This window comes from Rhodococcoides corynebacterioides (assembly GCF_019834675.1).
GTDB lineage: Bacteria > Actinomycetota > Actinomycetes > Mycobacteriales > Mycobacteriaceae > Rhodococcoides > Rhodococcoides corynebacterioides_A.
Genome location: NZ_JABUBU010000002.1, coordinates 355751 through 375175 on the forward strand (window position 1 = coordinate 355751; position 19425 = coordinate 375175).

At 71.3% G+C, this 19425-nt stretch carries 16 protein-coding genes; 9 read left to right on the top strand and 7 right to left on the bottom strand.

Translation table 11 applies throughout. The annotated features are described in order from the left end of the window. The first annotated feature begins 6 nt into the window (after positions 1 to 6). Together msrB and HQ603_RS06000 are read left to right on the top strand one after the other, a co-directional pair. Positions 7 to 441: a peptide-methionine (R)-S-oxide reductase MsrB gene (msrB, locus tag HQ603_RS05995; protein ID WP_222683619.1), complete on the top strand. Its 435-nt coding sequence runs from the start codon at positions 7 to 9 to the stop codon at positions 439 to 441. A 37-nt stretch (positions 442 to 478) separates the two neighbouring features. Continuing rightward, entirely contained in the window at positions 479 to 937 is a 459-nt protein-coding gene (locus HQ603_RS06000) for a MaoC family dehydratase (RefSeq protein WP_222683620.1), read from the top strand. Here the strand turns inward: HQ603_RS06000 and HQ603_RS06005 are convergent. From HQ603_RS06005 to hemQ, 3 genes are read right to left on the bottom strand one after another with little or no spacing between them, the layout of a single operon-like run. Further along, a complete protein-coding gene (locus HQ603_RS06005; RefSeq protein ID WP_222683737.1) occupies positions 928 to 3216 on the bottom strand; it encodes a molybdopterin-dependent oxidoreductase in 2289 nt (762 codons plus the stop codon). The two genes, HQ603_RS06000 and HQ603_RS06005, sit on opposite strands and share 10 nt — an antisense overlap. Positions 3217 to 3236: 20 nt before the next feature. After that, positions 3237 to 3935: an HAD family hydrolase gene (locus tag HQ603_RS06010; protein ID WP_222683621.1), complete on the bottom strand. Its 699-nt coding sequence runs from the start codon at positions 3933 to 3935 to the stop codon at positions 3237 to 3239. Then, a complete protein-coding gene (hemQ, locus tag HQ603_RS06015) occupies positions 3932 to 4627 on the bottom strand; it encodes a hydrogen peroxide-dependent heme synthase (RefSeq protein WP_222683622.1) in 696 nt (231 codons plus the stop codon). The genes HQ603_RS06010 and hemQ overlap by 4 nt, the downstream gene beginning before the upstream one ends. Before the next feature lie 124 nt (positions 4628 to 4751). Here hemQ and HQ603_RS06020 point away from each other — a divergent pair, with 124 nt between their 5' ends. Continuing rightward, complete coding sequence (locus tag HQ603_RS06020; RefSeq protein ID WP_371830971.1) at positions 4752 to 5660, top strand: ABC transporter substrate-binding protein; 909 nt, start codon at positions 4752 to 4754, stop codon at positions 5658 to 5660. 8 nt (positions 5661 to 5668) lie between these two features. Here the strand turns inward: HQ603_RS06020 and HQ603_RS06025 are convergent, their stop codons facing one another. Together HQ603_RS06025 and hemE are read right to left on the bottom strand one after the other, a co-directional pair. Next, the gene (locus HQ603_RS06025) at positions 5669 to 7030 is read right to left on the bottom strand and encodes a protoporphyrinogen oxidase (RefSeq protein WP_222683624.1); all 1362 of its coding nucleotides are present in this window, start codon (positions 7028 to 7030) and stop codon (positions 5669 to 5671) included. Further along, positions 7027 to 8109 carry a uroporphyrinogen decarboxylase gene (hemE, locus tag HQ603_RS06030; protein WP_222683625.1) on the bottom strand — a complete coding sequence of 361 codons (1083 nt, stop codon included), beginning with the start codon at positions 8107 to 8109 and terminating at the stop codon, positions 7027 to 7029. The genes HQ603_RS06025 and hemE overlap by 4 nt, the downstream gene beginning before the upstream one ends. Positions 8110 to 8242: 133 nt before the next feature. Between hemE and HQ603_RS06035 the strand changes: the two genes are divergently transcribed. The 4 genes from HQ603_RS06035 to HQ603_RS06050 all read left to right on the top strand — a co-directional run bounded on the left by HQ603_RS06035 (position 8243) and on the right by HQ603_RS06050 (position 13518). After that, a complete protein-coding gene (locus HQ603_RS06035; RefSeq protein WP_371830976.1) occupies positions 8243 to 8794 on the top strand; it encodes a DUF3000 domain-containing protein in 552 nt (183 codons plus the stop codon). 10 nt (positions 8795 to 8804) lie between these two features. Continuing rightward, positions 8805 to 10106 carry a ribonuclease D gene (locus tag HQ603_RS06040; RefSeq protein WP_222683627.1) on the top strand — a complete coding sequence of 434 codons (1302 nt, stop codon included), beginning with the start codon at positions 8805 to 8807 and terminating at the stop codon, positions 10104 to 10106. Between the two features lie 68 nt (positions 10107 to 10174). Further along, positions 10175 to 11398 carry a thiolase family protein gene (locus tag HQ603_RS06045; protein ID WP_222683628.1) on the top strand — a complete coding sequence of 408 codons (1224 nt, stop codon included), beginning with the start codon at positions 10175 to 10177 and terminating at the stop codon, positions 11396 to 11398. A 5-nt stretch (positions 11399 to 11403) separates the two neighbouring features. Further along, the gene (locus HQ603_RS06050) at positions 11404 to 13518 is read left to right on the top strand and encodes a 3-hydroxyacyl-CoA dehydrogenase NAD-binding domain-containing protein (protein ID WP_222683629.1); all 2115 of its coding nucleotides are present in this window, start codon (positions 11404 to 11406) and stop codon (positions 13516 to 13518) included. A gap of 390 nt (positions 13519 to 13908) precedes the next feature. Here HQ603_RS06050 and HQ603_RS06055 read toward each other — a convergent pair whose 3' ends face one another. Further along, a complete protein-coding gene (locus HQ603_RS06055) occupies positions 13909 to 14166 on the bottom strand; it encodes a hypothetical protein (protein ID WP_222683630.1) in 258 nt (85 codons plus the stop codon). A gap of 309 nt (positions 14167 to 14475) precedes the next feature. Between HQ603_RS06055 and HQ603_RS06060 the strand changes: the two genes are divergently transcribed. Next, on the top strand, positions 14476 to 15489 hold the full coding sequence (locus HQ603_RS06060; RefSeq protein WP_308126380.1) for an iron-siderophore ABC transporter substrate-binding protein: 1014 nt from the start codon (positions 14476 to 14478) through the stop codon (positions 15487 to 15489). Positions 15490 to 15512: 23 nt separating this feature from the next. Here the strand turns inward: HQ603_RS06060 and dxs are convergent, their stop codons facing one another. After that, positions 15513 to 17402 carry a 1-deoxy-D-xylulose-5-phosphate synthase gene (gene dxs / locus HQ603_RS06065; RefSeq protein ID WP_222683631.1) on the bottom strand — a complete coding sequence of 630 codons (1890 nt, stop codon included), beginning with the start codon at positions 17400 to 17402 and terminating at the stop codon, positions 15513 to 15515. A gap of 129 nt (positions 17403 to 17531) precedes the next feature. Between dxs and glsA the strand changes: the two genes are divergently transcribed. Then, positions 17532 to 19379, top strand: a complete 1848-nt coding sequence (gene glsA, locus HQ603_RS06070; protein ID WP_222683632.1) for a glutaminase A — start codon at positions 17532 to 17534, stop codon at positions 19377 to 19379. The last annotated feature ends 46 nt before the right edge of the window (positions 19380 to 19425 follow it).

A 19425-nucleotide genomic window follows, 5' to 3' on the forward strand; every position in this document is an offset into this window, starting at 1 on the left:
GGTCGCATGACTTCCGCTCGTGACACGAACACCGATCGACCGGCCTACGACCTCACCGACGAGCAGTGGAAAGAGAAGTTGAGCGCTGCCGAATACGCCGTGCTCCGCCAGGCCGGGACCGAACGCCCCTACGTCGGTGAGTACACCGACACCACCACCGAGGGCGTGTACCGCTGCCGCGCGTGCGACGCCGAACTCTTCCGCAGCACCACCAAGTTCGAGTCGCACTGCGGGTGGCCGTCCTTCTACGACCCGGCCGACACCGACGCGGTCATCCTGCGCGAGGACCGGTCGATGGGCATGAAGCGCGTCGAGGTGCTGTGCCGCAACTGCCACAGCCACCTCGGACACGTCTTCGAGGGCGAGGGGTACCCCACCCCGACCGACCAGCGGTACTGCATCAACTCGATCTCGCTGACCCTGGTCCCCGACACGAAGTGACCCCGCGCGTCCGCCGGGGCCCGCTAGGGTCTCGGGGATGCGTACCTTCACCTCGGCAGACGACATCACCGGCGCGGTCGGCGAGACCATCGGGACCAGCGACTGGCTCGAGATCACCCAGGAGCGGGTGAACACCTTCGCCGACGCCACGGGCGACCACCAGTGGATCCACGTGGACGTCGAGCGGGCCACGAAGGAGAGCCCGTTCGGCGGTCCCATCGCCCACGGCTACCTCACGCTGTCCCTGCTGCCGATGCTGTCCTGGCAGACGTACACCGTCGAGAACTCCCGGATGGGGGTGAACTACGGCAGCAACAAGGTCCGCTACGTCCACCCCGTGCCGGTGGGGTCGCGCATCCGTCTGGTGGCCGTGCTCGGCTCGGCGGACACCCTGGCCGACGGGGCCGTGCAGATGACCGTGGACTCCACCGTCGAGATCGAGGGTGTCGACAAGCCCGCGCTGGTCGCGCAGGTCATCTCCCGCGTCTACTTCTGAGTCCGCTCCGCGAACGCGGGTGGGTCGTGGGCGCGCACGGGAGGCAGTGCGTCCGTCCACTTCTCGATCTCGACCAGAACGTGCTGGCCGGTGCAGCCCTGCGCCAGTGAGCTGGTGCCACGGTCCTCGGTGAGCACGTTCACGTTGCCGTGCACGCACATCGATCGCGGGTCGGCGGGATCGAGGGGGTCGTACCAGGCCCCCGTCGCCAACTGCACCGCCCGCGGCGTCAGGCCGTCGTCGACGCGCAGGCCCGCGAGGCACGCACCACGGTCGTTGAACACCCGCACCACGTCACCGTCCGCGAGCCCGCGCGCCCCGGCGTCGTCGGGATGCATTCGGATCGGTTCGCGGCCCTGGACCTTCGACGCCCGGCTGACCGCACCGTGGTCGAGCTGGCTGTGCAGGCGGGTCCTCGGCTGGTTCGCGACGAGATGCAGCGGGAAGCGTTCCGCGCGCTCGCCCCGCAACCACTCCTGGGGCTCGAACCACCGCGGGTGGCCGGCGCAGTCGTCGTAACCGAAGCCGTCGATGGTCTCGGAGAAGATCTCGAGGCGACCGCTCGGCGTGCGGAGCGGCGCTCGCTCGGGATCGTTCCGGAAGTCCTCGAGCAACGTCAGACCGTCCTCGGTGTCCATCCGGAACGCCCCGTCCCGCCAGAACTCGTCGAACGTCGGCGGGGTGACCCGGCCGGCGGCCGAGACGAATCCGCGCCACGGCTCGTACAGATGCCGGAGCCACTCCGCTGCGGTACGCCCCTCCGTGAACTCCTGCTCGACGCCGAGCTCGCGGGCCAGCAGCGTGAAGGTCTCGTAATCGTCCCGGCTGTCGGCGAAGCGGGGCACCGCGGCCGGCATGGCGACCAGCCACGGGTCGTTGCGCGTGCAGCTCAGATCGTCCCGCTCGAGCGACGTGGTCGACGGGACGACGAAGTCCGCGTGCTTGGCCATCGGTGTCCAGTACGGATCGTGGACGATCACGGTGTCCGGCCGTCCCAGCGCCTCGCGCAGACGACCGAGATCCTGATGATGGTGGAACGGGTTGCCGCCCGCCCAGTGGACCAGTCGGATGTCGGGGAACGCCCGTTGCTCGCCGTCGTAGTCGTACGGGGCACCCGGATTCAGCAGCATGTCGGACACGGCCGCGACGGGAATCGACGTCGGCACCGGATTGGTGCCCTGCGGCAGCGTCGGCAACGGGTACGGCACCGGCCCGATGCCGGGCTCGTTCATCGAGCCGTAGCCGTGGCCGAAACCTGCACCGGGAACCCCGATTCCGCCGAGCATGGCGGCCAGCGTGATGCCCATCCACGGGGCCTGCTCGCCGTGGCGGGTGCGCTGCAGCGAGAACGTCACCGTGATCATGGTGGTTCTCCTCGTCATCCGACGCGCCAGGTCCACCGACGCCGACGCCGGGATGCCGGTGATGGCCTCGGCCCACTCCGGTGACTTGGGAACGCCGTCGGTGCGGCCGAGCAGGTAGTCCTCGAACCGGTCGTACCCCACCGTGTAGCGCCCGAGGAAGTCCGTGTCGTGCCACCCGTTCGACGCCAGCACGTACGCCAGCGCCAGCATGAACGCGACGTCGGTTCCCGGCACGGGGGCGAGGCGCTCGGCATGACCCTCGAGGTCGTCGGCCAGTGGTGAGACCGACACGATCCGCCCACCGCGCGCCCGCAGTCGATGCAGGGCGTCGCGGGTCGGATGATGGCTCGTCCCTCCGTGATTGACGAACGTGTTCTTGATCGGCACGCCGCCGAACGCCACCAGCAGATCGGTGTGCTCGGCGATCACGTCCCAGGACGTGGAGCGGGAGAACAACTTCCAGTGACTGCCCATCACGTGCGGCATGACCACGTTGGTGGCACCGAGCGAGTAGTTGCCCACCGAGCGGGTGTAGCCGCCGATCGTGTTGAGGAACCGGTGCACCTGACTCTGGGCGTGGTGGAACCGCCCCGCGCTTCCCCATCCGTAGGACCCGCCGTAGATCGCCTCGTTGCCGTGACGGTCGATCACCCGGCGGAGTTCGGCGGCGAGGAGCGGGACGAACTCGTCCCAGTCCATCTCCACGTAGGAGTCGTTGCCGCGCATCGCCGTCGGGCCGGGTCCGTGCTCGAGCCACCCGCGTCGCACCGCCGGGCGCCGGATGCGTGACGGGTGGGTCACCGATCCCGGGACGTTGCCGATGAGCGGGGAGGGATCGCCGTCCTCGACGGCCGGACGCACGGCGACGACGTCGGCGCCGTCCGTGTCGACGGAGAAGCGCCCGTAGTGGGCCATATGCGGAACGACGCGACCGGTCACCGCAGGTCGAGTCCGTGCGCCGCCACCACGTCGAGCAGGGCGGTCGGACGGTCGACGGTCGGGAGGGGGTCGACCAGCCCGAAGGCCGTGCCGAGGGCGCGAGCACCGCCGTCCGCTTCCTCGCTGTCCCCGACCATGAGGGCCCGCTCGGCGGGGACGCCGAGTCGGTCGAGGGCGGTGCGGAAGATGGCGGGGTCCGGCTTGATGGCACCCACCTCGAAGGACAGGACGAAGGACGTCACGGCATCGTCGACGCCGAGGCGCGCGAACGCCGGACGGAGGTCGAACGCGATGTTGCTGACCACGGCGACGGGGATGCCGCGCTCGGCCAGGCCGCGGAGCACTCGGGCGGTGTCGGGGTAGGGCGTCCAGGAATCCGGCTCGATCACCCTGTCGTACAACGCTTCCGCGTGCTCGCGCCGGTGTACGCCCGACGCCGCCAGCACGGCCAGGTACGCCGCGCGATGCATGGCGGGGTCGAGATCGCGCCGCTCCCAGGCCCGGTGGCCGTCGTCGTCGAGGGTGACGGTGGCGCCGACCGGCTGGGTGAGTCGGCGCATCAGCTCGGCCTGGTGGTGACCGTCGATCGATTCGTCGTCGCCGACGCGGAGGTCGGCGAACCAGCTCTCGTCCTCCTCGAGGCGGAAGAGGGTTCCGGAGTAGTCGAAGAGAACGGCGTCCGGTGCGTCCGTCACGGCAGGGACTCGACCAGCTGCTCGAGGCTCACGCGCGGGCCGGAGAAGAACGGAACCTCTTCGCGCACATGCCGTCTCGCCTCGGTGGCGCGCAGGTCACGCATGAGGTCGACGATGCGGTCGAGTGCCGGCGCCTCGAAGGCGAGGATCCACTCGTAGTCGCCGAGCGCGAACGACGGCACGGTGTTGGCGCGCACGTCCTTGTAGCCGCGGGCCGCCTTGCCGTGGTCGGCGAGCATGGTGCGCCGTTCCTCGTCGGGCAGCAGGTACCAGTCGAGCGACCGGACGAAGGGGTACACGCAGATGTAGGCGCCGGGTTCCTCGTTCGCGATGAACGCGGGAACGTGCGACTTGTTGAACTCCGCGGGACGATGCAGGGCGGCGTTGCTCCAGAAGGCGGTGCTGGCGCGGCCGAGTCGCGTCGCGCGGCGGAACCGGGCGTACGCGGCTTGGAGGTCCTCGATCTTCTCCGCGTGCCACCAGATCATGAAGTCGGCGTCGGCACGCAGGCCCGAGACGTCGTAGATGCCGCGGACCACGACGTCCGTCTCGGCCAACTCGTCGAAGAAGGCACGGGCCTCCGTGAGGGCCTCGGCGCGGTCCTCGCCGAGCGCGCCGGGCGTGGCGGTGAACACCGAGTGCATCGAGTACCGCAGGGTCGAGTTGAGCTTGTCGAAGTCGAGACGTGCCATGACCTCATCGTGCCACCCGCCGTCGTCGCTCGAACTGTCAGGCGTGTCACCGACCGTGCCGCCCACCGGACGCCGTCATGAGGTTAGGCTGCCCTTGCCCCGCACCTCGACCGTCAGGAGTTCCGTGCGCCCCGTCGCCCTCGTGATCGCGGCCGTTGCGACCGCCTCGCTCGCGCTGTCCGCGTGCTCGTCGCCCGGTGCCGACGACAACGCGCCCGACGCCACCCGCACCGTCGACCACGCACGCGGCGCCACCGAGGTGCCCGCCGATCCCGTCCGCGTGATCACCCTCGAGCCCGTCGAACTCGACACCTCCGTCGCCCTCGGTGTGATTCCCGTCGGCACCACCGTGCTGAGCGAGGCCACCGGCGTTCCGGCGTACCTCGGCCCCGAGGCGGAGCAGATCCCCACGGTGGGCACGGTGGCCGAACCGCGCCTCGAAGCCATCGCCGCTCTCGAGCCCGATCTGATCCTGGGCACCGACACCCGGCACGGGGACTTCTACGACCGGCTCGCGGCGATCGCACCGACCGTCTTCATGGCGTCGCAGTCCGACCCGTGGCAGGACAACGTGCGCCTCGTCGGCCGCGCACTCGGCCGCGAGAGCCGCGCGGAGGAGGTCCTCGGCGAGTACACCGCCCGCTGCGCGGAGGTCGCGGCCGCCCACGACACCGCCGGCCGGACGGCTCAGCTCATTCGCCCGCGCGACGACGTTCTCACCCTCTACGGCCCGCTGTCCTTCGCCGGCAGCACGCTCGAGTGCGCCGGCTTCACCACCCCGCCGCGCCCCGAGTGGGGCGACGAGATCAGCGTCGACCTCTCCCCCGAACTGGTGTCGCAGGCCGAGGCGGACCTGGTGCTGGTCACCACCGTCGACCCCGGCGCGGACACGCCGCTGCCGGCGCCGATCGTCGCCGACCCGGCCGTGTTCCCCGACCCTCACCCGGTGGATCAGTCCACGTGGATCACCGGCGTCGGACCGAAGGGCGGCCAAGCGGTCCTCGACGATCTCGAGCGCATCCTCGCCCGCTGACCCCGCGGTCAGGCGAGCGCGGCGGCCGTGCGCTGCGCCGCGGCGCTCGCCACCGCGACACACGCGGGCACTCCGACCCCGTGGAGATAGGCGCCCGCGAGTTCGAGGCGGGGCAGCTCCGCCGCCGCGGCCTCGACGTCGGCCACGACGCGCAGGTGGCCGGGACGGTACTGCGGCAGCCCGCCGTGCCACCGCTGGACGACGGCGGCGGCCGGGGCGGCGTCCACCCCGAGGACGTCGGCGAGGTCGCGCCGCGCCAGGTCGATCAGCACGTCGTCCGGTTCGTCCACGATCGCAGCGTCGCCGTAGCGCCCGAAGGACGCGCGCACGAAATCGCCGCCGCGGTCGGCGAGGTGCGGCCACTTCCGGCTGGACAGCGTGAATGCTTTGGCCCGCAACGGTTCGCCGTCGTGCCGCAGCTCGCCGGTCGCGACGAGGACGCCGGAGTTGTCGGGCAGATCGACCCCGTCGAATCGCAGTGCGACGACGGCGGACGACGCGAGCTCGATCGCGCCGAGATGGTCAGCGAGGGCCGGGAAGGCCGCGAGAGCAGCAGCGGCGGCCGGTGCGGGAAGGGCGACGACGACGGCGTCGACCGTGCCCACGCCGTCGACGGTCCATCCCGCTCCGGTCGTCGTCACGGACCCCACCCGCGTGACGACGCGCTCGGCGTCGGCCGCGTCGGCCAGCGCTTCGAGGACCGGTCGATAGCCCCCGCGCAACCCGCCGAAGACCGGACCCGGCGCCGGCGCGGGGCGCGCCCGCAGCACAGCATCGGTGAGGCTCGTCGCCCCCGCGTCGAGCGCCGCCGCGAGACCGGGCAGCGCCGCACGGACGCCGGTGGTGACCGACAGTCCGGAGTAGACGCCCCCCAGGAGCGGGTCGACGCTGCGCGCGGTGACCTGCGGCCCGAACCGCTCGGAGACCAAGTCCCCGATGGAGGCGTCGTCGCCCGGCGTCCACCGGAACGGCGTCGTCGCCTCCGCCTCGATTCGCGTCACAGTGGCCTCGTCGACGAGGTGCGCCACCGACTCCGCCGAGGCGGGAATGCCCATGAGCGTCCCGACGGGGAGCGCGTGGAGGGACCCACCGGACCGCACCAGCGGACGAGCGGTCGTCGACGGGCGCACGAGCAGGTCACTCAGACCCAGTTCGGCCAGCAGGGCCGGCATCTCCGGGCGGCGGGCGACGAACGCTTCCGCACCGACGTCCACGGGGACGTCCCCGACGTCCACGGTGCGCAGCTTCCCACCGTCCCGCTCGGCGTCGTCGACCAGCAGGATGCGGGCCGACGACCCGAGGGCTCGTCGCAACCGATGGGCCGCGACCAGGCCGCTGATGCCCGCGCCGAGAACGGCCACGGTGGTCACAGCGAGTGCACCAGCTCCACCACCGACGTCACCACGTCGGGATCGGTGGCCGGGAGCACGCCGTGGCCGAGGTTGAAGACGTGCCCGGTCGCTCCCGCCGCGAGGGCGCGGTCGGCCTCGCCGACGATGCGCTCGACCTGACGGCGAACGGCGTCGGGACCGGCGAACAGCACTGCGGGGTCGAGGTTGCCCTGCAGACCCTTGCCCGGCCCGACCCGCGTCGCGGCGACGTCGAGCGGAATGCGCCAGTCGACGCCGACGACGTCCGCGCCGGCCTCGCCCATCGCGCCGAGGAGTTCACCGGTGCCGACGCCGAAGTGGATGCGGGGTACGCCCGCCGCGGCCACGGCGTCGAACACGCGCGTCGAATGCGGCAGGACGAACTCGCGGTACTCCGCGAGCGACAGGGCGCCGGCCCAGGAATCGAAGAGCTGGACCGCGTCGACGCCGGCGTCGAGCTGCGCGGTGAGGAACGTGACGGTGGTGTCGGCCAGCGACCCGAGGAGGGCGTGCCAGGTCTCGGGGTCGGAGTGCATGAGCGCCTTGGTGCGCTCGTGGTTGCGGCTCGGGCCACCTTCCACGAGGTACGAGGCCAGGGTGAACGGCGCGCCGGCGAAGCCGATGAGCGGGGTGTCGCCGAGTGCCGGCAGCAGCAGCCCGATGGCGTCGGCGACGGGCCGGACCTGCTCCGGGGAGAGCGCGGGCAGCGCCCGGACGTCGGCCACCGAGCGCACCGGCTCGGCCACCACGGGGCCGGTGCCGGCGACGATCTCGAGATCGATACCGGCAGCCTTGAGCGGAACGACGATGTCGGAGAACAGAATCGCGGCATCGACGCCGTGCCGGCGCACCGGCTGCATGGTGATCTCGCAGACCATCTCGGGGTCGAAGCACGACGCGAGCATCGACGTGCCCTCGCGCAGCTTCCGGTACTCCGGCAGCGACCGACCGGCCTGCCGCATGAACCACACCGGGCGCCGCGACGGCGTGCGGCCCGTCGCGGCCGCGAGGAACGGGGCGTCGGGAAGTGTCCGACGCGCGACGTCGTGACCGGAAGCGGGGGCCGAGGTGGTGTTCATCGGCGTCCATGCTGCCAGAACGCCGCGGTCCGGCGCGCCTCCGCTCCTGTGCCCCGTGACCGGGCTAACGTCCGATTTCGTGACCACGCCCGACGCCTCGCAACCCGCGCAGTTCCGCGCCGCCATCGAGGCGATGCACCGTGCCACGGTGCACCCGAGCATCGAGGTGGGACCGATCCGCCCGCCGCAGCGTCTGGCGCCGTTCAGCTACGCCCTCGGCGCCGAGGTGCGCCACCCGGAATCGGAGGGCGTTCCCGAGCAGACCGAGGGCGACGCGTTCGGCCGGCTGATCCTGCTGCACGACCCGGAGGGCGACGAGGCCTGGAACGGCACGATGCGCCTGGTCGCCTACATCCAGGCCGACGTGGACGCCTCCCTCGCGGGCGACCCCCTGCTGCCCGACGTGGCGTGGTCCTGGCTCGTCGAGGCGTTCGACTCGCGGAACGAGCCGCTGACCGCCCTGGGCGGCACCGTGACGTCCACCAGCTCGGTGCGCTTCGGCGACATCGCCGGGCCGCCGCGCGCCCACCAGTTGGAGTTGCGGTCCTCCTGGACCGCGCTGACCGACGAATTGTCCGTCCACGTCGAGGCCTTCTGCGAGGTCCTCGCGTACGCCGCAGGACTGCCGCCCGCAGGCATCACCCGCCTGGGTGTGCGCGGGTCGACCGGAACCGCCGACGCCTAGAGTGATCGGAGTGCCCGACAGTCCCGACACGCCCGAGCCGACAGCGCCGGACGGCCCTGCGCCCGAGCCCCTGCTCGCCCCCCGTGACGGAGTGCCGCCACTGACGGACACGCCCGACGCGGTGCGCGCCGTCGCCGCCGCGCTGGCCGCCGGGTCCGGGCCCCTCGCCGTCGACGCCGAGCGCGCCTCGGGATTCCGCTACTCCGCGCGGGCCTACCTGATCCAACTCCGACGCCGCGGCGCCGGCACGGTCCTCCTCGATCCGATTCCGGTGGTCGCGGCGGGCGAGGACGGCCGGGACGCTCTCGCGGTGCTGGCCGAGGCGATCGGCGACCTCGAGTGGGTTCTGCACTCCGCCGATCAGGATCTGCCGGGCCTCGCCGAGCTGGGCCTGACCCCCGGCTCGCTCTACGACACCGAACTGGCCGGACGGTTGGCCGGATTCGACCGGGTGGGGCTCGCCGCGATGGTCGAGCGAGTCCTGGGGCTGTCCCTGCAGAAGGGTCACGGCGCCGCCGACTGGTCCACCCGCCCCCTCCCCGACACCTGGCTGAACTACGCCGCCCTCGACGTCGAGGTGCTGGTCGAACTGCGTGACGCCATGGCCGAGGAACTGGAGCGCCAGGGCAAGACCGACTGGGCTGCCCAGGAATTCGAGCACATCCGGCTGTCTCCGCCGCCCGCGCCGAAACCGGACCGGTGGCGCCGCACGTCGGGCATCCACACCGTGAAGAACGCCCGCACCCTGGCCGCGATCCGCGAACTGTGGACCGCGCGAGACGATCTCGCGCGGAAGCGAGACGTCGCGCCGAGCCGCGTGCTCCCGGACTCGGCGATCACCGCTGCGGCGCAACAGAATCCGTCGTCCAGCGGGGAGCTGCGATCGCTGCCCGTGTTCGGCGGCCCGCGCCAGCGTCGCCAATCGCACGTGTGGATGGCGGCGCTCGAGCGTGCCCGCACCCTGCCCGACGACGCGCTGCCGCCGATCACCCAACCGTTCACCGGTCCCCCGCCCGTCAGCCGGTGGTCCCGGCGGGACCCGGCGGCCGCGGCGCGGTTGGCGGCCGTCCGCGAGGCCATGACGGACTTGTCCGCGCGAGTCGACGTGCCCGTCGAGAACCTCTGCGCCCCGGACACGATTCGCCGCCTCTGCTGGGACTGGCCCGGCCCACCCGCCACGGACGACCTCCCGGCACACGTGGACGCGGTTCTGGCCGCCCGCGGAGCGCGGCCCTGGCAACGCGAACTGGTCGGTCCGGTCGTCGCGGAGGCGCTGGCTGCCGCGGACGCGCCCGAAGTTACCGACGAGTAGCAGACGGTCTACAGTGACGGTGCTCGGACCACCGTCCGAGCGGATCCTCGCGCTCGCCGGAAGGAACCATGTCCGATCAGCACTCGTCCGCTGCCGCCTCCTCCGCCCGTGGCGTCGTCTTCGTCGACGGCGTCCGCACCCCGTTCGGCAAGGCCGGACCCAAGGGGATGTACGCCGACACCCGCGCCGACGACCTCGTGGTCAAGTCCATCCGGGAACTCTTGCGTCGCAACCCCGAACTGCCCCCCGAGCGTGTCGACGAGGTCGGCATCGCCGCCACCACGCAGACCGGTGACCAGGGCCTGACCATCGGCCGCACCAGCGCGTTGCTCGCGGGCCTCCCGCAGAGCGTCCCCGGCTTCGCCGTCGACCGCATGTGCGCCGGCGCCATGACCGCGGTGACCACCACCGCGTCGGGCATCGGTTTCGGGCAGTACGACGTGGTCATCGCCGGCGGCGTCGAGCACATGGGCCGCCACCCGATGGGCGAGGGCGTCGACCCCAATCCACGCTTCCTCGCCGACCGACTGGTCGACCCCAGCGCTCTCGTCATGGGCAACACCGCCGAGAACCTGCACGATCGGTTCCCGTCCATCACCAAGGACCGCACCGACGCCTACGCCGTCGCGAGCCAGGAGAAGTACGACGCCGCCAAGCGCGCCGGACTCATCGGCGAGACGCTCGTGCCCGTCGCCACCAAGTCGGCCGCCGGTTGGGGCCTCGCCACCGAGGACGAGCCGCCCCGTCCCGGCACCACCCTCGAGAACCTCGCCGCGCTGAAGACGCCGTTCCGGCCCGCCGGACGCGTGACCGCGGGCAACGCCGCCGGCCTCAACGACGGCGCGACCGCGGCCATCCTCGCCGGTGAGGACACCGCCGCGGAGCTCGGCCTCAAGGTCGGCATGCGCATGGTGGGCTTCGCCTTCGCCGGCGTCGACCCCGCCGTCATGGGCGTCGGCCCCGTGCCGGCCACCGAGAAGCTGCTGGCGCGCACCGGCCTGTCGATCGACGACATCGGCCTGTTCGAGATCAACGAGGCCTTCGCCGTGCAGGTCCTCGCGTTCACCGAGCACTTCGGCATCGCCGACGACGACGCTCGCGTCAACCAGTGGGGCGGCGCCATCGCGTGCGGCCACCCCCTCGCCTCGTCCGGCGTGCGCCTGATGACCCAGCTCAGCCGACAGTTCGCCACCCGCCCCGATGTCCGCTACGGCCTGACCACCATGTGCATCGGCCTCGGCATGGGCGGCAGCGTCGTCTGGGAGAACCCGAACTTCGACGGGAGCAAGTGATCACCATGACCGAATCCACCACCCCGGCCGCTTTCGCCGACGAGGTCGTCACGCACGCCTTCACGCGCATCCTCACCGTCCCGGGCATCGACGGGCCCGTGGCCCTCGTGACCATCGACAACGGCTTCGACCACACCAAGCCCTCCACCTTCGGCCCGGCCGGACTGGACGCGCTCGATGCGGCGCTCGACGAGGCCTTCGCCGCCGACCCGGTCGCCGTCGCGGTCACCGGCAAGCCGTTCGTCTTCGCCGTCGGCGCGGACCTCAACGGGGTGCCGAAGATCGCCGATCGGGACGTCGCCCTGACGATGGGCCGCCGCGGCCACGCCGTGTTCCGTCGTCTGCGCGAATCGACGGTGCCGACGTTCGCCTTCGTCAACGGCGCCGCGCTCGGCGGCGGTCTGGAACTGGCCCTGCACTGCCACTACCGGACCGTCGCGGACAACGCCGCGGCCCTGGGACTGCCCGAGGCGTTCCTCGGTCTCGTGCCCGGCTGGGGCGGAACGCAGTTGCTGCCCAACATCATCGGGCCCTCGGCCGCGGTGACGGTGGTCGTCGAGAACGCTCTCAACCAGAACCGCATGCTGAAGCCGGCCGACGCGCAGAAGATCGGTATCGCCGACGCGGTGCTCGGCGGCGCCGACTTCCTCGAGCGGTCGCTCGTGTGGGCCGCCTCGGTGCTCGCCGGTGACGTCGTTCCCGCCCGCCCCGAGATCGATCGCGGCCAGGCGTGGGACGACGCGATCGCCCGCGCCAAGGGCATCGTGTCCGGCAAGACCCGCGATCACGCTCCGGGTCCGGTCAAGGCCGTCGAGTTGCTGGAGCTGGCGCGCAACACCGATCTCGGGGATGCCGCGTCGTTGGACGCCGGGTTCGCCGCCGAGGACGAGGCGCTCGCCGACCTCCTCATGGCCGACGAACTACGGGCCGGTCTCTACGCCTTCGACCTGGTGCAGAAGCGGGCCAAGCGTCCCGCCGGCGCGCCCGACAAGTCGGCGGCCCGCAAGGTCACCGGCGTCGGCATCGTCGGTGCCGGACTCATGGCCAGCCAGCTCGCCCTGCTCTTCGTGCGCCAGCTGAAGGTGCCGGTGATCCTCACCGACATCGATCAGGAGCGCATCGACAAGGGCGTCGGCTACGTGCACGCGGAGATCGACAAGCTCCAGGGCAAGAAGCGGCTCTCGCCCGACGCCGCGAACCGCCTCAAGGCGCTCGTGTCCGGCTCGCTGGACAAGGCCGCGTTCGCGAAGACCGACTGGGTCATCGAGGCCGTCTTCGAGAACCTCGACGTCAAGAAGAAGGTGTTCGCCGAGCTCGAGGAGCACGTCTCCCCGGAGACCATCCTGGCGACCAACACCTCGTCGCTGTCGATCACGCGCATGGCCGCCGACCTGAAGCACCCCGAGCGGGTGGTGGGATTCCACTTCTTCAACCCGGTCGCCGTTCTGCCGCTGCTCGAGGTCATCCGCGGCGAGAAGACGGACGACGCCACCCTGGCCACCGCGTTCGCCACGGCGAAGTCGCTGAAGAAGTCGGCCGTGCTGGTCGCCGACAAGCCGGGCTTCGTGTTCAACCGGCTGCTCACCCGCGCGCTCGGCGAGGTCATGAACGCCATCGACGAGGGCACCCCCTTCGACGTCGCGGACGACGCCATCGGAGAACTCGGCATGCCGATGAGTCCGCTGACCCTGCTGTCCCTGGTCGGCCCGGCGGTGGCACTGCACACCGGTGAGACGATGGCCGAGTACTACCCGGAGCGGTTCCACGACTCCCCCGGACTCCAGGCCATGGTCGCCGCGAAGAAGTCCGCGGTGTGGACCTACGGCGCCGACGGCACCAAGACCGTCGACCCCGAGGTCGCGGACCTCTGGCCGCAGGGCGACTCCCCGTCCACGTCCGAGCAGGTGCTCGATCGCACCCGCCGCGCCTTCGCGGAGGAAATCGACATCATGCTCACCGAGGGCGTCGTCGCCGCGGCGCAGGACATCGACCTGTGCCTCATCCTCGGCGGCGGGTTCGGCTTCTGGAACGGCGGCATCACCCCGTACCTGGACCGCACCGGCACCTCCGAGGCCGTCACCGGGCACCGCTTCCTCGACAAGGGTGTGGCCAGCCTGTAGTTCGCCGCTCGACCGACACCTCCGGGTGGGTGCTCCGCGCATCCTCCGGGGGTGTCGTCGTTTCCGCGCGGTTTCCGCCACCCTCACCGGTTGCACCCCGCGCGCCTGACCGGAACCCGAGCAACTGTCCACCCGCACGGGTTTCCGCCACCTTCACCGGTTGCAACCTGCGCGCCTGACTGGAATCCGAGCAGGTGGAGGTCGGGGCCCGAACCTGCTCCCCTTTCCGCAACTTGCTCCTGTCACAACCGAAGCAGGTTGCTGAAACCGGAGCAACTTCTCACCCGCGATGACCTATCGACTGGAACAGGTTGAGACGTTTCGCCATGCCGGAAAGCGATGTGCGGGCCTGACAACGTGCGCTCGGAAGTCGACAAGTTGTAGCCGTAATCAGTTGAGCGGCCAGTACACAGACTCGTACTCGGCGGCGATGCGCGCCGTTTCTTGTTCGGCGTCGGGGCGATCTCCACACCCGAGCGCCTCGAGTCCCGCCTGTACGGCGTCCGCCATGCTGCCGAAGGAGCCGATAGGGTTCCCGTCGTGCGTCCACCACACGCGCACGAAAAAGCCGTTCGGGGAGGGACTGAACCCGACGGCGCGGTCACCTCGCTGCAGCACAGGACTGCCGGCGGGGTACCCGTGACTCATGCGCCGATGCTCTCACAAGGCGTCCGTCGGCAAGTCGGCGCGACCGCGATATTCCAATCCACTGCCTGCAGAGCGCAGCTGGCTCGGAAGCTACCCGCACGGCGGTCGGGCTTCGAACCTGCTCCCCTTTCCGCAACCTGCTCCTGTTACAACCGAGGCAAGTTGCTGAAACCGGAGCAAGTTTGCACCCGCGCAGGTTCCCGCCACCCTCACCGGCTGCAACCCGCGCGCCTGACCAGAACCCGAGCCGCCCACAACGGCGAGCCCCGGCCCACCACCCCAGCCACCTGCATAGGTTAGGCTATCCTCGTGAAACGCAACCGCCTCGTTCCCCTCGTCGCCGCGACCGCCGCCGTCGCCCTCGTGGCCGGGTGCTCCTCGGACTCGGGCTCGGAATCGACCGCCGCCGGCACCGGCGAGGGCGCCTTCCCCGTCACCATCGAGCACGCCTTCGGGTCGACCGAGATCCCCTCCGCCCCCGAGCGCATCGTCACGATGGGGTGGAACGCCCAGGACATTCTCAGCGCCCTCGGCGTGACGCCGGTGGGACAGCCGCGGTACGACTACGGCGCCGACGAGAACGGCGTGATGCCGTGGGCGCAGGAGTTCTACGACGCCGACGCGACGACGCTGTACGAGGACCCGGCCGCGGGCGATCCGGACGTCGAGGCCCTCGCCGCCCTGGCACCCGACCTGGTCCTCGCGCCCTACGAGGGCTTCTCGCGGACCTACTACGACACCCTCAGCGGTGTCGCCCCCGTGGTCGCGTACCCCGGCGGCCCCTGGCAGACCACCTGGCAGGAGCAGACCACGATGATCGGCGAGGCCGTCGGCAAGCCCGACGAGGCGCAGGGGCTGATCGACGGTCTGGGCGAACGGCTCGCCGCCGAAGCCGAGGCCAACCCGGAGTTCGCGGGCAAGACGGTCGCCGTCGTGAACCTGGACACCGACGCCGGCCAGGCCAACGTCTACCTACCCACCGATCCGCGCGTACAGGTGCTGAACGAGATGGGCTTCGTGAACGCTCCCGGCGTGACCGCGCTGGCCGACGCCGACACCACCGGGTCCTTCTTCTCCACCGTGTCGCTCGAGAACGTCCAGAGCTTCGACGCCGACGTCATCGTCGCCTTCACCCCGGACGGCTTCTCCTTCGACTCGGTGCCTGCACTGGCCACCCTGCCGGCGGTGCAGTCCGGGTCCGCGATCGCGATGACCGATCAGCAGGTGATCGCCGGGCTGAGCAACGTCAACCCGGTGTCCACGCCGTGGGTGCTCGAGCGCATCCTGCCGCAACTGAAGGACGCCGCGGGCAAGGCAGCCTGACCGCGACGCGGGCGGTGGCTCGGTCAGATGCCGTCCGGCCGATGGCCGAGCCACCCGAACACCCGACCGGCGATGTCGGCCGGGGTCAGCCCGATCTCCCGGTGGATCCGATCACGCGAGCCGTGGTCCAGGAACTGTTGCGGCACACCGAGATCCCGGCACGGCACGTCGACACCCGCGGCCCGCAACGCGGCGGACACCGACGCACCGATACCACCGTGCAGTCCGCTGTCCTCGACCGTGACCACCAGGCGGTAGTCCGCGGCGAGCTTGGTCAGCGACTGCGGCACCGGCAACACCCACCGCGGATCGACGACGGTCGCGCGCACGCCCCCGGCGGCGAGTTCCTCGGCCGTGTCGAGGGCCAGCGACGCGAACGGTCCGACGGCGACGAGCAGGACGTCGCCGGGGCCCTCGGTTTCGTGCAGCACGTCGACGACGTCGTCGATCCGGCGCACGGCGGCCGTGGTCTCCGGAACCGCGCCCTTGGGGAAGCGGATCGCGGTGGGACCGTCGGAGACCGCGAGGGCCTCGCCGAGTTCCTCGCGGAGCGTGGCGGCGTCACGCGGCGCGGCGACCCGCATGTTCGGCACGATGCCGAGCAGCGACATGTCCCACATGCCGTTGTGGCTGGCGCCGTCCGACCCGGTGACACCGGCGCGATCGAGCACGAGCGTGACGGGCTGCTTCAGCAGCGCGACGTCCATGAGCAACTGGTCGAACGCGCGATTGAGGAACGTCGAGTAGACGGCGACCACGGGGTGCAGGCCGCCCAGAGCCAGACCCGCCGCGGACGTCAGCGCGTGCTGCTCGGCGATCCCCACGTCGAAGAAGCGGTCCGGGTAGCGCTCACCGAACGCCGCGAGACCGGTGGGGCCCGCCATCGCGGCCGTGATGGCCACCACGTCCGGGCGATCGGCGGCGCGGTCGATGAGTTCGCGGGAGAACACCGACGTCCAGTCCGGCGCCGCCACAGCGACCGCACGACCGGTCAGCGGGTCGATGACGCCGGTGGAGTGCATCTGATCGGCGACGTCGTTCTCGGCGTGGGAGTACCCCATGCCCTTGCGGGTCACGGCGTGGACGATGACCGGCCCGCCGTAGGCCTTGGCGCGGCGCAACGCCGACTCCATGGCCGCCTGATCGTGGCCGTCGACCGGTCCGAGGTACTTGATCCCGAGGTCGGTGAACATCACCTGCGGGCTGACGGCGTCCTTCAGACCCGCTTTCATGCCGTGCAGCATGGCGTAGGCCGGGGACCCGACCACGGGGATGTTCCGGACGACGCGTCGGCCGGTGTCGAGCGCGCGCTCGTACCCGGGCTGCAGGCGCAGGGTGGCGAGGTGGTCGGCCAGGCCCCCGATGGTCGGCGAGTACGAGCGGCCGTTGTCGTTGACGACGATGACCAGCGACCGGTCCTGGCCCGCCGCGATGTTGTTGAGCGCCTCCCAGCACATGCCGCCGGTGAGAGCGCCGTCACCGACGATGGCGACGACGTGCCGGTCCGAGCGGCCGGTGAGCGCGAAGGCCTTGGCCAGCCCGTCGGCGTAGGACAACGAGGCGGACGCGTGCGACGACTCCACCCAGTCGTGCTCGCTCTCCGCCCGCGACGGGTAGCCGGACAGGCCGCCGTCCTTGCGGAGGGTGTCGAACCTGTCGGCCCGACCGGTCACCATCTTGTGCACGTAGGCCTGGTGCCCCGTGTCGAAGATCACGGCGTCGGTGGGCGACTCGAACACCCGATGCACGGCCAACGTCAGCTCGACGACCCCGAGATTGGGCCCGAGATGACCACCCGTGGCGGACACCTTCTCCACCAGGAACCGTCGGATCTCCGCGGCCAGCTCGGTCATCTCGTCGAGGGACAGGGCACGCAGGTCGCCGGGCTCGTGCACACGTGACAGAACACCCAACGAAATCGTCTCCCCTCGTACGGTCCGATCGAGGCGCGCCGATCGGTCACGCCAGTCTACGTGTCACCGGGCGTCGCGTTACCGTACGACGGCCCACACCCGCGACGACCGAGCGAGGTACCGAGACCGATGACCGACGTCGTGCAGCACATCCTCGAGGACGTGTACGCGCTGTGCGCGGCGGACACGTCCGGCGCGGTGGCCGACTACATCCCCGAGCTCGCGACGGCCGACCCCGATCGGTTCGGCATCTGCCTCACCACCGCCGACGGCTACGTCTACGAGGTGGGCGACACCCGGGTCCCGTTCACCGTCCAGTCGGTCTCCAAGCCGTTCACGTACGCGCTCGCGCTGGCCGACCGCGGCGAGGAGGCGGTGGCGGCGAAGATCGACGTCGAACCGTCGGGCGAGCCCTTCAACGAGATCAGCCTGGACCCCGTCACCGAGCGCCCGCGCAACCCGATGATCAACGCCGGCGCGATCACCGCCGCCTCGCTGGTCGCCGGCGACACGCCGGACGAGCAGTTCGACCGTATCCGACGGTCGTTCTCCCGCTTCGCGGGGCGCGACCTCGAGCTCGACGCGGCCGTCCACGCCTCGGAATCGGCGACGGGCCACCGCAACCGCGCCATCGGCCACATGCTGCGCTCGTTCGGCGTGGTCGAATCCGACCCGGACGCCGCGGTCGACCTCTACTTCCGGCAGTGCTCGCTGATCGTCACCGGTCGCGACGTCGCCGTGATGGCCGCGACCCTCGCCAACAACGGCACCAACCCGTGCACCCGCGACCGCGCGGCCGATCCCGTCCTGATCGAACGAGTCCTCAGCGTCATGACCACCTGCGGCATGTACGACGGCGCCGGCGACTGGGTCAACCGCGTGGGCCTGCCCGCCAAGAGCGGCGTCGCCGGGTCCGTGATGGCCGTGCTGCCGGGCCAACTCGGCATCTCCGTCTACTCGCCGCGCCTCGACGGCCACGGCAACAGCGTCCGCGGCGTCCTCGCCTGCCGCGAACTCTCGCGCCGCCTCGAACTGCACTTCCTCCACGTCGGCCGCGCCGCCCGCAGCGCCGTGCGCGCCCGCTACAGCATCGTCGACGCCCCCTCGCGGCGACGGCGGACGGCCGCGGAGCAACGCACGCTCACCGAACGCGGCACCCGCTCTCGCATCTTCGAGCTGCACGGCGACCTGCTGTTCTCGGCCGCGGAGTCGGTGGTGCGCGCCGTGTCGCCCCCCGCCGTCACGACTGCCACCGACGCCTCCACCGCCGACCGGCCTCTCGACGCGGTCGTGCTCGACATGAGACGGGTCGACGACGTCAGCGACGTCGCCCGCTCCATGCTCGACGCGCTGGCCGAGCAACTCCGCGCGTCGGGCTGCGCGGCGGGGCTCGTGGACCCGCGGGGCACCATGGCGCACACCGTGTCGACCCTCGACCCGGACGGCTCGGGCCGGGTCTTCTCGACCCTCGACTCGGCTCTGACGTGGGCGGAGGACGTGGTCCTCGACCGGTGGTGCGACGGGCCGCGTCAGGCCACCGAGGTGACGCTGGACGACCATCCGGTGCTCGCGTCGTCGTCACGCGGGAATCGGAATCGCATCGCCGCCCTCACGACGACGTCGACGTATCCGGCGGGGACGGTGGTGGCCGACATCGGTGACCCCGCGCTGGGGCTGGCCCTGGTCCTGGCCGGCCGGGTCACGGTGGAGTTCGTGTCGACGGACGGGGTGGTCCGGCCGGTGTCGACGCTGTCGGCGGGCATGAGCTTCGGCGAGATCCCCCTGGTCCGTCGCACGGAGTTCGGCCTGCGGATCACCGCGGTCGAGGACACCACGGTGGCGGTGTTGGCGCCCGCCGACTTCGAGCGTTTGCGGGCCGACGACCCCGCCGCGACGGCCGATCTGGTGATCACGCTGCTGGACCGGGCCTACGAGCAGGTGGAGACCATCGTGGGAGCGCTCAGGCGGGTCGCCTAGGTGGGATGCAGGCGGGTCGCCTGAGTCGGATGCAGGCGGGTCGCCT